The sequence below is a fragment of the Lentilactobacillus kefiri genome, from assembly GCF_009739535.1.
Taxonomy (GTDB): domain Bacteria; phylum Bacillota; class Bacilli; order Lactobacillales; family Lactobacillaceae; genus Lentilactobacillus; species Lentilactobacillus kefiri.
Window position 1 is genome coordinate 1,176,968 of the sequence record NZ_CP029971.1, and the last position, 14,517, is coordinate 1,191,484.

Sequence of the window (14,517 nt, forward strand, 5' to 3'; positions counted from 1 at the left end):
ATGAATGACTGGGGGGTTAAATTTGAAAATACTTGGAATTTTAGGATCGCATCGGCAGGATGGTGCAACTGATATGATGCTTGAAACCGTCTTATCTGCAGTCAAAGCACCGAATACAACCGATATGATCTATTTGGAGGACTATCCTTTTAAACCGGACAAGGGTGACAAAAAGGATCCGGTTTTAGACGAACTGGAAAAGAAGCTGCTTGATAGTGATGTTTGGGTGATTGCGGCACCTACATATTGGGGTGGTTTAGCCGGTAAGATGAAAGACTTTTTTGACTGCATGCGTCAACGACTGGTTCGTTTTGACCACGATGGTGGCACCCATCCCGACCGCTTTAAAAATAAGCATTACTTAAGCATCACAGATTGTTTTACCAAGACATTCGAAAACTGGGTAACCGGAGTAACCGATCAAAGTTTTCGAACCATTGATAAGGTTATGTCGGCTGCCGGTGTGATTAAGATTCATGAGTTGGTATTAACCAACACATGGGGAATGAAAACATTACCTGAAAACAAGAAACGGGAATGTCTTAAATGGGGCGAACGCCTGAATACTGAGCAAAAGAGAGATGATAGTACATTGAAACGATATATTGAACTGTTCTTTATGGTTGCGGTGATGGCATTGTTAACGATGGGAATCCAAGTTGGTTTGCGTTTGGTTTCCACTACTGATTTCTGGTGGCGCTATGCCTCATTTGTTGTTATCTTTTATGTGTTGCTGGGATGCATCCTTCATTTCTTTACGTTTGTAAAGCATCGACGTCGTTAAAAGGAAGATTCAAAAATGGTTGGAACAAATTCGTTCCAACCATTTTTTATCTCATAATTTTGTTTTGATCTTTTCCAATTCTTCAGCCAAGGCTGGCCGGGAAGGATATTTGTCGATCAATTCATTAATCCACTTTTTGGCCGTGTCGGTACTGCCAAATTCAGCGTAACGCTTAATTCGCCGACCCATCCGTCGATAAGCCTTGCGACCGGGATATTTCTCATTCATCACCACATTTTGATAATAAAGCTTGTTGATGATGTCTGGATAACTTTCATACAAATCGGGGCTGTAAGTTTCCGTTAGTTCCGGATGCTGCATGACAACTTTGATTAATTTTGCAAATTCATGTTCTTTGGCGAGGATAAACGCATAATTGTCCGGCGACAATTTCTTCGATGCTTTTGCCAGCAAACCCGGATAACGTTTCTCCCAGGTATGATCTTGTTGCATTAGCTGTTTGAGTGGTTCATACGCATCGGGGTAGTTTGAGAACAGTCGGCTTTCAAGGACATCTTCCTGCTTTTGGAGCTGGTCTGTTGCATCATAGATTTTGATCAGATATTTTTCCCAAATTCGGCGCCAACCTTGATCCTGCTTGGAAGCCTCAAGACAAAGCTGTTCGGCCAGTTGGTATTGTTTGTTGTGCACAGCGTCTTGAATTTCAACTTCTCGAATTTGCGGGATATCCTTGTTGTCATCCATGAATTGTTTAGCTTCGGCAGCTTGTCCAAGTTGAATCAAGATTCTTGCTTGGAGAATTTTGTCGTAAATTTTCGACTGGCTGGTGTCATAGCCATCATCGGTGGATTTGATGACTGCTTTGGACGCAGTCATAATTGTTTTGGCAGATTTGCTTGTCACTAATGGGAGAATATTTAAAATGCATTTGTATCGCTCCTCGGCCCAACCTGAGAAGAACTTTCGCTTAAAAATCCGGATGGCATCTTTTATCAAAATTTGTTTTTGAGAATCCAAGATTTCAGGGGCAATATTGGTACTCAGGTTCTTCATGGCACTGTAAACCCGGTCAAATGTATCGGTGAGAGCACCGGAACTGCTATCAGCATTGCTCAGCATTTTACCCGCGGTTTCAACGACAAAAAGAAGGCCGTTCATTGCGTGGTGGTAGTGGCCCTGCCTGAATCGAAGCATGTATTTGTTGATGACGTCGTCCAAGACGTTGCAGACCACGATACAACCCTGGTAATCGATGAAACCGTAAGATTTGTTGTGACGCACGGTGGCTTGAACCATCTTTTTCGTAGCCGCAAACTCGGCGTCGGTATCCAAATCACCAAATTGAGCGGTGACGTCTTGAAAGAAAGCTGGGTCAAATTGTGCCTGATTGATTATGAATTGCCTGAGTCCTTCAGGAGAAGCTTCATTGACTGCTTTTATGAGAGATTGTTTTTCTTCGGAATTCATAATTGCTTCGCTCCCCGTTTACACTTTTGGAATAATTTAAATCGATATTACCATAGATTATTCATACTCGCTACCGCTTTCAGTAACTTAAAGTGAAATGAAATGTTACAATTTTGGTGAGGTGATTCCGATGTGTGGACGATTCATGTTTGAACCCAAAAAGAATCCGGAAATCAATCGAATATATGAACTGGCAACGAGCAATGGGTACCAACCCAAGACCGGTGAAGTTTACCCGTCGGATCAGACCGCTTTGGTAATCCCCGGAACGCACCAAGTCCAAGTTGTTGCCATGAAATGGGGATTTCCCGGGTTTAAGCCGGGGCAACTGATTATTAATGCCCGGTCGGAAACGGTGAACGACAAAAAGATGTTTGCTGATTCATTTAAAGCTCGCAGGTGTGTTTATCCAACGACTGGTTTCTTTGAATGGTCCAAAGATAAGGACAAATACTGGTTTAATTATGGTAAGGATCCCGAACCGTTGTATATTGGCGGTTTTTACAATGTTTTTCAGGGAACTGCCCAGAGTATTTTATTGACAACGGAGCCCAATCAGTCCGTGTCGCCAATCCATAACCGAATGCCGCTAATTCTTAAAAAGGATCAAATTAAACCCTGGTTGAATAATTATACGTTTGCGAACCGCTTTTTAACGGCAACTATGCCTATATTGAGTTCACAGGGTGTTTAAAACATACCATAGTGTGGTATTATCTATGTGGGAGCTAAATCCCAAATTAATGAAAAATATTTTGCAATCACTAGGATCTGGTCGGGGAGAAATCTCAGGCCTTTTTTGTTTGGTTTGCAGTTTTCGTGTTGCAATATCTCACATACAAGCTATATAATTAAAAAAGCATTAGAAATAGTCTCATAAAAATTTCACGCTTGTGAAGGGGATATTGCCATGAAAAATATTAAGAAGTGGTTGGTGTTAGGGGCTGTCAGTCTTTCGACGCTTGCATTCGCAGCTTGCTCGAATAATAAGAACTCCGAATCACAATCTAAGCCAATTTCAATGCCGACAACATATAGTGCGACTGGTAAGGCGACCAAAGCCGGCAACAATAGTACACTGAACGCGGCTGAAGTTGTTGATGCACCATTTACCGGAATTACCCTGGCAGTTTTACAGGATAATGTTGAAGATTCCGACGTTTATTCACCTGGCGGCGGTGATCAACTGTTTAAAAGCAATAAAGATTTCAAAATCGTAAATGGTGGATTGGCCAATCTCAAGTTGGATCGGTTGAATAACACCGCAACGATTACTATTCGTAAAAACGCCAAGTGGTCCAACGGTAGTCCCGTGATTGCCAAGGATGTTGAGTATGCCTATGAAATTATTGGCAACAAGAATACGGCTGCTGAACAGTATTCGTCTGATATGGCAACAATTAAAGGGATGGCCGCCTATCACACCGGTAAGGCGACGACCATTTCGGGGATCACTTTTCCCGATGGCAAAAATGGCAAACAGGTCGTGATTCATTACACCCACCTGTCACCAGCCATGCAATATGCCGGCAATTCATTCCTATGGGGGACAGTCGTTCCGTATAACCACATTAAGAATGTTAAAATTTCTAAACTCACGTCTGCACCGGCAATTCGGAAACATCCAATTTTTGTTGGCCCTTATAAGCTGCAGAATCAAGTCCAAGGAGAATCAACCGCTTGGGTTCCAAATAAATATTACTGGGGACCACAACCAAAGATTAAACACATTGATATTCAGGTGGTTTCTTCAAGTAACGCTGCGGCAGCCTTCAAAGCAAAGAAATTCGATTTTGCCCTTGGGGGTCTACCTGCCAGTCAATACAAATCCGTTAAGAATATTAAAGGATATACTTTAGCCGGTGCTCCAGGATTGAGTTATGGTTACTTTGGATTTAATGTGGGATACTTTGACACCAAAAAGAATAAGAACGTGATGTACAAACACAGTAAAATGGGTAACAAGAATCTGAGAAAGGCGATGCTTTATGCTGTTAACCTGGATAAGATTAATAAAAAAGTTCTCAGTGGTGTTCAATGGCGCCCTAATACCTTGATCCCACCCATTTTCAAAAAGTATCACGACAACAAAGCAGCCGGGTTCCCGTATGACATGGCCAAAGCCAAGAAGTTATTGAAGGATGCCGGCTACAAGAAGAAGGGTAAATGGTACGTTCAACCAAATGGCAAGAAACTGACGATTCACTTTGGTGCCATGCAGGGTTCCGCTGCCAGCAACGAAATTTCCCGTTACGAGGTTCAGCAATGGCGTAAGTTGGGCTTGAACGTTCAAATGACCAATGGCCGACCACTTGAGATTAATAGTTTCTATTCAATCTTGGGTGAACCTAAGCAAAACAAGATTGATGTCTTTGTCGGCGGCTGGCAGTTAACTTACGAACCGACCCCAACTCAATTCTATGGGGAAGATGCCACCTATAACATGGGGCATTTTGTCACCAAGAAGAATACTGAGCTGCTCAACAGTTTGAATAATAGCAAAGCTTGGAATCAAAGCTATCGAACCAAACAATTCAAGAAGTGGCAGGAATATATGAACGAGCAGGCTGCTTATGCACCACAAAGTACACTGCTAAGCTTCACACCGGTTAACCATCGGCTGAAGAACTTTAAGCAGGCAGCTTACAATAATTACTTGTTCCCGACTTTCTGGGATAACTTGGAGCTGACTTCGTCAAATCCAAAATAAATGAACAAAACTCAAGGGATCTGAGAGATATTTCTCAGACCCCTTTGTAATATAGTAATTAAAAATCCCGATCCCGATAATCATCCCAGTCAGGCATCTCAGTGTGATTCTCCTTGGCTGATTTGATATCATGGTAAAATCGGACCTTACGTTTGATATGACGCTCATTCTTTTTTAGCTGAGCCAACTGTTCCAACACCCGTTCATAATGGTTGTCCAGAATCTCACAGGTCTTGGTCAGATCATTGTCATTGTCCTGGGCTTCAAAGAGTTCTTGGAGTTCCTTTAACGTCATGCCGGTATCCTTGAAGCAGCAGATGGCTCCCAGCCGGTTGAGGTGCTGCTGAGTGTAAGCCCGGCGACCCTTTAACCGGGGAATATCGTATAATAACCCCAGATCCTCATAGTAGCGCAGCGTCGTGGTTGGTAGATTATACATTTTGGATACTTGGGTGATGGAATAAGTTTTGACAGTGGTTGTTTCCAATTGATTAGCCCCCTGAGTTGAAATAATTTTACTTCAAGTATACTTGAAGTGTTACATTTAAGCTAAACAATTTAGGAGATGGCGAAATGTATCAAGCATCCAAAGATCGTTACGATAAAATGGTTTATAACCGCGTTGGTAGAAGCGGCTTAAAAATTCCAGCTCTCAGTTTAGGCCTCTGGCATAATTTTGGCAGTGTTGATTCATTTGAAAATCAGAAGGCAATTATTCACCAGGCGTTTGATTTGGGGATTACCTACTTTGATTTGGCAAATAATTATGGCCCGGAACCTGGTAGTGCCGAAGAGAACTTCGGCCGGATTATGGCTACTGATATGAAGCCTTACCGGGATGAAATGATTATTGCCAGTAAAGCCGGCTACTACATGTGGCCAGGTCCATACGGTGAGTGGGGTTCCCGCAAGAACATTATTGCCAGTGCCAACCAAAGCTTGAAACGGATGGGCTTGGATTATGTCGACATTTTCTATTCCCACCGGTTTGATCCTGAGACACCGTTGGAAGAAACCGCACTTGCTTTGGATGAGCTGGTTCATGAAGGCAAGGCGTTGTATATTGGCATTTCGAACTATGATGGCAAGCAAACGGCGGAAATTACCAAGATCTTCAATGATTTGAACACGCCGTTTGTGATTCATCAACCGCGATACAACATGTTTGACCGTCATATTGAAAACGACCTGTTCCCAGTATTGAAAAAGGAACATAAGGCTGCTGTCAGCTTTAGCTCATTAGCGCAAGGGTTGTTGACTGATAAGTACCTGAATGGCATTCCTGCCGACTCTCGTGTCCACAAATCAACCAGTCCATTCCTGCATGAGAAACAAGTTGATGAAACTATTAATACCGTTAAGAAGCTAAATCAGGTTGCTGCAGACCGGGGACAGACACTTGCTGAAATGGCGTTGGCCTGGAACCTGCGTGAACCGGAAATTGCCAGTGTTTTGATTGGGGTCAGCCGACCGGAACAGCTGCTGGATAACGTGAAGGCGTTGGATAACCTCAAGTTCTCTGATGAGGAACTTAAGAAGATTGATGACATTTTGGCAACTCAAAAACCCATTCAATAGCACAACAAAAGGCAGCCGAGAAATCTCGGCTGCCTTTGTGATACATATGTTCAAGTTATCCTTGCTGATTAGATGTGTAAACGGCTCGGTATTTCAAAACCACGTTGGCTTTCTTCTGAGTGCCAACTGAAGTCCATTTGCCATGCGTCTTTTCATAGACGAATTTTGGCGTGGTGCCGTTCAGTTGAACGAACAACTGGCCGTCACCGGATTTACGTACCCGGTAGACTTTTGTCTTACTATCGGGTGAAAGGGTCTTTGCAGGATCGGTTTTATTATAAACGACAATACTTTGTCGAATCATATCTTTATATTGACCTGTCTGGTGACTCTTCATGATGATGCCGACGATGCCGGCAATCACAACTAAAATCATCACGGACATCATGACCCACATAATGTTGGCCCGCTTGGCATTTTGAGCTTTTTCCTTCTCATTCATTTGTTTCACCTCATCTTGGATTCCGTTAATTCCGGAAACACTATACATGTTAAATGTATCACACAAATCGGCAATTCGGAAAATTTTCGTTTACCTTCTAATCAATGTTTAACCCGGTTTTTGCTTTCATGGTGAGGATTCGCTTCACAGAAGCATCGATGTGTTTAACTGAAATCTGTTTCTTGGCCACTGCGTGCCGAAGTTGAGGGATGCCCCGCTTGTAATCGCTGGTCAACAAGACATCGTTGCCAGCCTTGAAAGCAGCAACGTCACGATATAAATGGTGGGAAACGGCGTAATTGCCAACGGCCTGCATTTGAAGACTATCAGATACGATGACGCCTTTAAAGTTTAAGTCATTTCTGAGGAGGCTGATATCTTTCTTTGAGAGGGATGCCGGTTTGTGTGGATCAATTTTCTTCAAGATGATGTGAGTGACCATCACTGAGTCGACACCATTTTTAATGCCGGCCTTGAATGGAATGAAGTCCTTGGTTTTAAATGATTTCAATGAGCGGTTGACACCCGCAGATCCGGTATGGGTATCGGCAGCGGAACCATATCCTGGGAAATGTTTTAAAGTAGCGGCCACATGCTGGCTTTGAATCGTTGGAATACTCTTTGAAATGTAATAGGCAGTTTTCTTGTAGCCCTTACCGATTGTTCGGTCATAAATGAAGCTGCCGTGTTTGGTGGAAACGTCAGCAACCGGGGCGAAATTCCAATTGATGCCCAGAGAATGCAGCTGCTTTGCCTGATAACGGTACATGGAGAGAACTTTCTTCATACCGCCGCGATGAAGTGCCTGTTGGGGTGAAAGGTAGTAGCTGTGCCCGGAAATCCGCTTATTGGAACTTAACCGTGAAACGGTCCCGCCTTCCTGATCGGTGGAAATGGTCAAGGGAATTTTGGCACTGTGCTGGTAACTTTTGAGTCGTGACTTAAACGATGACTTTGTGCCAACAAAATTATTGCCCATCAAGATAATGCCACCCAAATGATATTTTTTGATGTCGTGTTTGGTTGCGGCTTTATTGTTGGAAACAGCCGTGACAAAAAGTTGGCCAATCTTTTCATTTAAGGTCATATGTTTAATCCGGTTGTCGATTTTCTGTTCGGTGGTGAGATGGTGATGAGTTCCCGATGCGATCGTTTGCGGGTGACTGTTTGGAATTGAAAGCCCCAATCCACATGCGACGACTGCAACGGCTGCGAATGCTGTTGCTGATTTAATATGAATACCCATGATAAATTCACTCCTCAATAAACTGTCGTAAAGTCAATATAAACATTATATGATACATGCATCAAAAATAATCGAATCCATTGCAAATCAGTTCATTAAATGATCAAGTAAGGGATATTTAAATCATCGTAGAAACTGGTTTCCGTTTGGTTTGCGAACTAGTTGCCTTTGAGAGATTACCCAAAATGAGAGGGTGCATGTAAAGATGCGGACACCATGCTGCAGGATAAGAATTTCAGTCAGAATACAAAACGGGAGGCCGGAAACAACATGTTAACTTGTTGTTTCCGGTCCCCCGTTATTTAATGATTGATTTCAAAAAGTGGAGAAAGCGTTCTACACACTCAAACTTGCATCAACTTTTTCTGCACACATTCTGCCTTCATGAATTCCCCAGATCACTAAGCTGGGACCCCGACGACAGTCACCTGCAACAAAGACTTGATCATCATTGGTCGTGTAATCCTTGTTCTTCTTCGTGATTTTGAACTTATCGAACAGCCACTGTTCGGCTCCTGTGAATCCCATTGCCAGTAAGACCAGGTCGGCCTTGATGGTGGTTTCACCGCCAGAAATCGGTTGATGATTTTTAACGTGACTAATTCGGGCTTCCTGGACGACGCCACCGCTGCCATAGAAAGCCGTGGCAGTCTTTGAGTAGCTGGTAATGTTACCAAACAATGCCCGGGCTTCCTTTTGGCCATAACCATTCTTTTGAACCATCGGCCATTCCGGCCACTGGTTGTCAGCGGCCCGCTCTTTTGGCAGCGAAGGGTTGATTTCCAGCTGGGTGATTCCGGCGCAGCCTTGGCGAATGACGGTCCCGATACAATCGTTTCCTGTATCACCACCGCCAAGAACCAGGACATGTTTGCCTTTAAGAATCGTGTTGGCGGCAACGCCATTACTAATGACGGATTGCGTTGCCAATCGCAGATAGTCAACGGCCTGATAAATGCCCTTGAGATCCCGGCCCTCAACGTTCAGGTCGCGGGCTTTTCGCGCTCCGGTACAGATAACAATCCGGTCAAATTGACTGCGTAATTCCTCAGGAGAGATGTCTTTACCAACCTCGGTGTTGGCAACCAGCTTGATGCCGACTTGGCGCAAGGTTTCTATCCGCCGTTCGACAATTGACTTTGGCAGTTTCATGTTTGGAATACCGTACATTAACAGACCGCCAAATCGGTCGTCACGCTCAAAGATAGTGACAGAATGGCCGAGTTGATTCAATCGCCAGGCAACGGAAATACCTGCGGGACCGCTGCCGACGACCGCAACTTTTTTGCCTGTCCGATGCGCTGGTTTACCAGAGTCGACAACCCAACCATATTTAAATCCTTGTTCGATAATAAATTTTTCATTGTTTCGAATAGTAATTCCAGGGCCGTTAAGCGCCTGAACACACGCTGCTTCACAGGGTGCCGGACAAACTCTTCCAGTCATATCAGGCAGGTAATTGGTTTTGGTCAATCGGTTAAATGCCTGTTGGTCACGGCTCTGGTATACCAAGTCATTCCATTCGGGAATTAGATTATCATTCGGACAGCCGGCGACGGCACGGCCACCACCATAAAAGACACCATGATGACAAAACGGGATACCGCAGTTCATACAGCGGGCCGCTTGTTCGCGTCGGTCACCGTCACCTAAATCTAATTCCATGGCATCGAAATCCTTCACTCGCTGCATGATCGGGCGCATCGGATTGTCCTTACGGTTGTATTTGAGAAATCCTTTTGGATCTGCCATGTTCTGTCCTCCTATTCCTGACCAGTAGGCGTGTAAAAGGCCTGTTCAATGATTTTTTCTTTAGAAACACCTGGTTTTGTGAATTTTTCAATGAGGTCTTTCATTCTGTGATAGTCACGAGGATAAACCTTAACGAAGGTTTGTTTCTCGGACGACCAATTATCAATAATTTGCTTGGCAATTTCTGAACCGGTGTATTGATAATCCTTTTTCAGGAGTTTCAACAGGATTGTATCATCCCCATTTTCACCGATTGAATAAAGATCCACGAGCTCTTTATTGCAGTTCTTCTCAAACTCATGTGTCCAATCGTAGACATAGGCAATTCCACCGGACATCCCTGCCGCAAAGTTCCTGCCGGTTCTTCCCAGAATAACAGCGACACCGCCAGTCATATACTCGCACCCATTGTTTCCGATTCCTTCAACGACAACGTTGGCACCCGAGTTTCGGACGCAGAAACGTTCTCCCGCGCGGCCATTGAAGTAAGCCTCACCGCCGGTTGCGCCAAAGCAGGCGACATTTCCAATAATTGGTGATCGGGCGTAAATGTCACGGGCTTGCATCGGTGCGGAAACAATCAATCTTCCGCCCGAAAGGCCTTTCCCGACATAGTCATTGGCCTCACCGGTCAGCTTGACTTCCATTCCCTGCGTGATAAAGGCACCGAAACTTTGCCCGGCAGTTCCAACATAGTTGAATTTGATGGCGCCGGGTTTTAGACCATAGTTGCCAAAATGAGCACCGATCCAACCACCCATTCTCGTACCGACAGCCCGCATTGTATTATCGATTGGCAGGTTCACACTGGTTGAATTTCCATTCTGTAAACTGGTCTTCGCAAAGGTATCAAGATCAGGCCAGTTATATTTGGGTTTAAACGGATTCTTAACTTTTCGTTCAATTGGAATGGTTTTGTTTAAAATTCGGCCGTAGTCTAGCGTCTTTGCCTTGCCTGCTGGGACATAACGTGGCGCGAGATGCTCACCATGACCAACCATTTGATCGACTGTCCGATAGCCAAGTTCAGCCATTTGTTCTCTTAGATCCTCAGCTAGAAAGTGCATCATATTGATGATGTGTTCCGGTTTGCCGGCATACAGCTTTCTGAGGTCTGGATTTTGAGTTGTAATCCCGACTGGGCACGTGTTCAGGTTGCATTTACGCATCATGATACAGCCGATGGCAACCATTGTCAGAGTAGCAAAACTGAACTCTTCGGCGCCAAGCATGATTGCAATCGCAATGTCTCGGCCGGTTAATAGTTTACCGTCAACCTCAAGCGTGGTTCGTTGGCGCAAGTGGTTCAGTGCCAAAGTCTGGTGAGCATCCGCCAAGCCCATTTCCCATGGGAGACCACAATCTCTGGTCGAATTTCTTGGGGCCGCTCCGGTACCGCCGTCATAACCAGAAATAACAACCGTATTGGCACCAGCTTTAACGACTCCGGCGGCAATTGTTCCAACACCGGTTGAAGACACTAACTTTACATTGATGATTGCATAGGGATTGACCTGTTTTAAATCGTAAATTAATTGAGCCAGATCCTCGATGGAATAGATATCATGATGGGGCGGCGGTGAAATCAGCTGAACCCCTGCAATTGAGCCACGAATATTTGCGACCCATGGGTAAGCTTTTCCAGCGGGCAGTTGGCCACCTTCACCCGGCTTGGCACCTTGGGCCATCTTGATTTGGATTTCGTCTGCACTCATGAGGTACTCGGTGTTGACGCCAAATCGCGCGGTGGATACCTGCTTGATCTTGCTGTTGCGGTCAAGGCCGTCAGGGCCAATCTTGAATCGACTGCGGTCCTCACCACCTTCACCGGTATTACTTCTTGCACCCAACTTATTCATGGCGATGGCAATCGTTTCGTGAGCTTCTTGTGAAAGAGCACCAAAACTCATCGCACCGGACTTGAATCTTTTGACGATTGAACTGACCGGTTCAACCTCACTTAATGGAACAGGGGTGTTTCCAGCTTTGTTAATCGTCCACATGGATCTGAGAGTCGTTGGATTTTCCACCGCATCATGGTTCATCTCGGCTGCGTACTTTTGATATTCCTGGTAATCATTTGTTCGAACGGCTTTTTGAAATTGGTAAATTGATTTTGGATTGTATAAATGGTATTCGCCATCTGCTTTGTATTGGAAGCTTCCGCCTGAAGGCAAGTCGTCAATTGAGTGGCGGCTGAATGCCAATTCGTAGCGTTGGTGGTACTCGTCTTCAATTTGATTCAGGTCGATTCCGCCAATTCTGCTTGGGGTCCCCGTGAAATATTGATCGATAACCGAGTCAGCCAGGCCGATTGCCTCAAATAATTGGGCGCCTTTATAGCCGGCCACAGTCGAGATCCCCATTCTGCTCATAATCTTGATAACACCCTTTGTCGCAGCCTTGGCATAGTTTGGAATTTGCTGTTCATATCCGCGTTCTGCCAGAGTGGAAAATGCGCCATAGGGATGAATCGCCATCGCACCATAGCCAATTAGGCAGGCAAAGTGATGAATCTCGCAGGCTTCTGCGGTATCCACGACAATTGATGCTGCCGTGCCTTTCCCTTGTCGGACCAAGTAGTTATTTAAACCAGCGACTGCCAATAAAACGGGGATGGTCATTTGATTTTTTTGCACCGGACGATCGGACAAGATCAGAATGGTCGCGCCGTCGTCAATGGCATTTTCAGCTTGTTTAAACAGATGCTCAAGCACATGTTCCAAACGGTTTTGGGTGTTGGATAAGTCATAAGCCAATGATAATTTGGCAATCTTAAAAGTCGGCAAATCAAGTGCCGAAATTTTGGCATATTCCTGATCTGTCAGGATTGGGCTGTCAATCTTGAGCTTTTGACAGTTGGCACTCGCATCCTGAGTCACGTCATTGTCCCGGCCTAAAAAGAGCTTCGTACTAATCACAATTTTTTCTCTTAACGGATCAATTGGCGGGTTGGTAACTTGGGCAAAGGACTGTTTGAAGTATGTAAACAACGATTCTGATTTCTTACTTAAAACGGCCAACGGAGAATCAAAGCCCATTGCGACAATCGGCTCGCCACCATTTTTAGCCATTGGAATTAAGGCCGTTTCGATGACTTCATGGGTGTAACCGTTGCGTCGCCAGAGAGTTTGCAGCTTATCGCCGGTCACTTTGGGTTCGGATTTAACTTCTGGTAGATCGTCCAAAGTCAGCCGGTTGGCTGCCAGCCACTGGGCATATGGATGTGCCGATGAATACTTTTTCTTGAGATCGGCCGTTTTGTAGATTTTACCTTTACTGGTATCAACGAGAATCATTTGCGCAGGTGAGAGGATTCCCTTGTCCACAATATCTTGGGGAGCGATGTCCACAACCCCGGATTCAGAGGCGACGACTAATAAATTATCTTTCGTTAATGTGAATCTGGAAGGCCGCAATCCATTTCGATCCAGGAATGCCCCAACTTGGATGCCGTCTGTAAAGCACAATGCAGCCGGACCGTCCCACGGTGCCGTGAATGAAGCGTTATATTCGTCAAACGCCCGCTGAGCATCAGACATTTGGGCGTCTTTGCCCCAAGCTTCCGGAATCATCATCATTAACGATTGCGGGATTGATCTCCCATGACGGTATAGGTATTCCATACAGTTTTCAAGCTTGGCTGAATCAGAATCGTCTTCGTCATAAATTTCAATGTTGTGACTGGTCATCCAATTCTCGGCGCCCTTCAAGGTATTAATTTCACCGTTGTGGGCCAAGAACCGAAATGGCTGGGCACGGTCCCAACTTGGAAAGGTATTGGTTGAGAACCGTGAATGAATCAGGCAGATGCAGCTCTTCATCTCCGGATCGTGCAAGTCTGAATAAAATTTGCTGACCTGGTAGGCGTGCAGCATGCCCTTATAAACGATTGTCCGGCTGGAAAGCGAACAAATATACATTGATTTTCGGTCAAAAGTCTTTTCCAACTGACGTCTAAGTTTATATAAACGGTCTTCAAAATCCTGCCCGGGTTTTATGTCAACTGAGCGTTTGATAATGACTTGGGCAAATCCCGGCATTGATTGTTGGGCGGCTGGGCCACAACTTTCATAAACGAATGGAACGGAACGGGTCCAGAGTACTGGGAAGCCGGCATCTTTCATGCGATCCGTTACAGCTGCCAGCATTGCGTCACGTTGTTCTTCGTCATGAGGTAAAAATAGTTGGGCGACGGCATAGTCCCCCTTGGCTGGAAGCGTCAATTCATATTTTGCCATGTGACTGCGGAAAAAGGCGTCCGGCATCGACATTAAGATACCCGCACCATCTCCGGTATCCGGTTCTGCTCCGGTACCGCCACGGTGGTTCATTCGTTGAAGCATTGTCAGTGCTTTTTCGACAAGCTCGTGACTTGGGTGTCCGTCAACCTGAGTAATAAATCCCATACCACAGGCGTCGTGTTCAAATTTCGGAGAATACATCAATTTCTCTGATTGTGTTACTTTACTCATTTTGTCACCTACTTAGGATTTGTTAGAATTTAGATATGCTTTAATAATATTATAAATTGATGATAAAACAATCTTTTTTTACAAATTCATTCATTAGGCATA

10 protein-coding genes are annotated in these 14,517 nt (G+C 44.8%); 4 read left to right on the plus strand and 6 right to left on the minus strand.

What is annotated here, in order from left to right; genetic code table 11:
- Positions 1-4: 4 nt before the first annotated feature.
- The gene (locus DNL43_RS05670; RefSeq protein WP_056983000.1) at positions 5-784 is read left to right on the plus strand and encodes a flavodoxin family protein; all 780 of its coding nucleotides are present in this window, start codon (positions 5-7) and stop codon (positions 782-784) included.
- A 51-nt stretch (positions 785-835) separates the two neighbouring features.
- Here the strand turns inward: DNL43_RS05670 and DNL43_RS05675 are convergent, their stop codons facing one another.
- Entirely contained in the window at positions 836-2,212 is a 1,377-nt protein-coding gene (locus DNL43_RS05675; RefSeq protein WP_054768792.1) for a hypothetical protein, read from the minus strand.
- Positions 2,213-2,357: 145 nt separating this feature from the next.
- Between DNL43_RS05675 and DNL43_RS05680 the strand changes: the two genes are divergently transcribed.
- Positions 2,358-2,906, plus strand: a complete 549-nt coding sequence (locus DNL43_RS05680; RefSeq protein WP_235805509.1) for an SOS response-associated peptidase — start codon at positions 2,358-2,360, stop codon at positions 2,904-2,906.
- Positions 2,907-3,122: 216 nt separating this feature from the next.
- Positions 3,123-4,922, plus strand: coding sequence for an ABC transporter substrate-binding protein (locus DNL43_RS05685; RefSeq protein ID WP_056983003.1), 1,800 nt, complete (start codon positions 3,123-3,125; stop codon positions 4,920-4,922).
- A 58-nt stretch (positions 4,923-4,980) separates the two neighbouring features.
- Here DNL43_RS05685 and DNL43_RS05690 read toward each other — a convergent pair whose 3' ends face one another.
- Positions 4,981-5,409: a MerR family transcriptional regulator gene (locus DNL43_RS05690; protein WP_054768790.1), complete on the minus strand. Its 429-nt coding sequence runs from the start codon at positions 5,407-5,409 to the stop codon at positions 4,981-4,983.
- An 86-nt stretch (positions 5,410-5,495) separates the two neighbouring features.
- Here DNL43_RS05690 and DNL43_RS05695 point away from each other — a divergent pair, with 86 nt between their 5' ends.
- On the plus strand, positions 5,496-6,500 hold the full coding sequence (locus tag DNL43_RS05695; RefSeq protein ID WP_056983005.1) for an aldo/keto reductase: 1,005 nt from the start codon (positions 5,496-5,498) through the stop codon (positions 6,498-6,500).
- 55 nt (positions 6,501-6,555) lie between these two features.
- Here DNL43_RS05695 and DNL43_RS05700 read toward each other — a convergent pair whose 3' ends face one another.
- The 4 genes from DNL43_RS05700 to gltB all read right to left on the minus strand — a co-directional run bounded on the left by DNL43_RS05700 (position 6,556) and on the right by gltB (position 14,415).
- Positions 6,556-6,942: a hypothetical protein gene (locus DNL43_RS05700; RefSeq protein ID WP_056983006.1), complete on the minus strand. Its 387-nt coding sequence runs from the start codon at positions 6,940-6,942 to the stop codon at positions 6,556-6,558.
- Between the two features lie 97 nt (positions 6,943-7,039).
- Positions 7,040-8,188 carry a glycoside hydrolase family 3 N-terminal domain-containing protein gene (locus tag DNL43_RS05705; RefSeq protein WP_054768789.1) on the minus strand — a complete coding sequence of 383 codons (1,149 nt, stop codon included), beginning with the start codon at positions 8,186-8,188 and terminating at the stop codon, positions 7,040-7,042.
- 336 nt (positions 8,189-8,524) lie between these two features.
- Entirely contained in the window at positions 8,525-9,940 is a 1,416-nt protein-coding gene (locus DNL43_RS05710; protein WP_056983008.1) for a glutamate synthase subunit beta, read from the minus strand.
- Positions 9,941-9,951: 11 nt separating this feature from the next.
- A complete protein-coding gene (gene gltB, locus DNL43_RS05715) occupies positions 9,952-14,415 on the minus strand; it encodes a glutamate synthase large subunit (protein WP_056983010.1) in 4,464 nt (1,487 codons plus the stop codon).
- Between the last annotated feature and the right edge of the window lie 102 nt (positions 14,416-14,517).

Bases quoted from the DNA above. Each gene is read 5' to 3' on its own strand.
- DNL43_RS05670 (WP_056983000.1), top strand. From the start codon at position 5: ATGACTGGGGGGTTAAATTTGAAAATACTTGGAATTTTAGGATCGCAT.
- DNL43_RS05675 (WP_054768792.1), bottom strand. From the start codon at position 2,212: ATGAATTCCGAAGAAAAACAATCTCTCATAAAAGCAGTCAATGAAGCT.
- DNL43_RS05680 (WP_235805509.1), top strand. From the start codon at position 2,358: ATGTTTGAACCCAAAAAGAATCCGGAAATCAATCGAATATATGAACTG.
- DNL43_RS05685 (WP_056983003.1), top strand. From the start codon at position 3,123: ATGAAAAATATTAAGAAGTGGTTGGTGTTAGGGGCTGTCAGTCTTTCG.
- DNL43_RS05695 (WP_056983005.1), top strand. From the start codon at position 5,496: ATGTATCAAGCATCCAAAGATCGTTACGATAAAATGGTTTATAACCGC.
- DNL43_RS05700 (WP_056983006.1), bottom strand. From the start codon at position 6,942: ATGAATGAGAAGGAAAAAGCTCAAAATGCCAAGCGGGCCAACATTATG.
- DNL43_RS05705 (WP_054768789.1), bottom strand. From the start codon at position 8,188: ATGGGTATTCATATTAAATCAGCAACAGCATTCGCAGCCGTTGCAGTC.
- DNL43_RS05710 (WP_056983008.1), bottom strand. From the start codon at position 9,940: ATGGCAGATCCAAAAGGATTTCTCAAATACAACCGTAAGGACAATCCG.
- gltB (WP_056983010.1), bottom strand. From the start codon at position 14,415: ATGAGTAAAGTAACACAATCAGAGAAATTGATGTATTCTCCGAAATTT.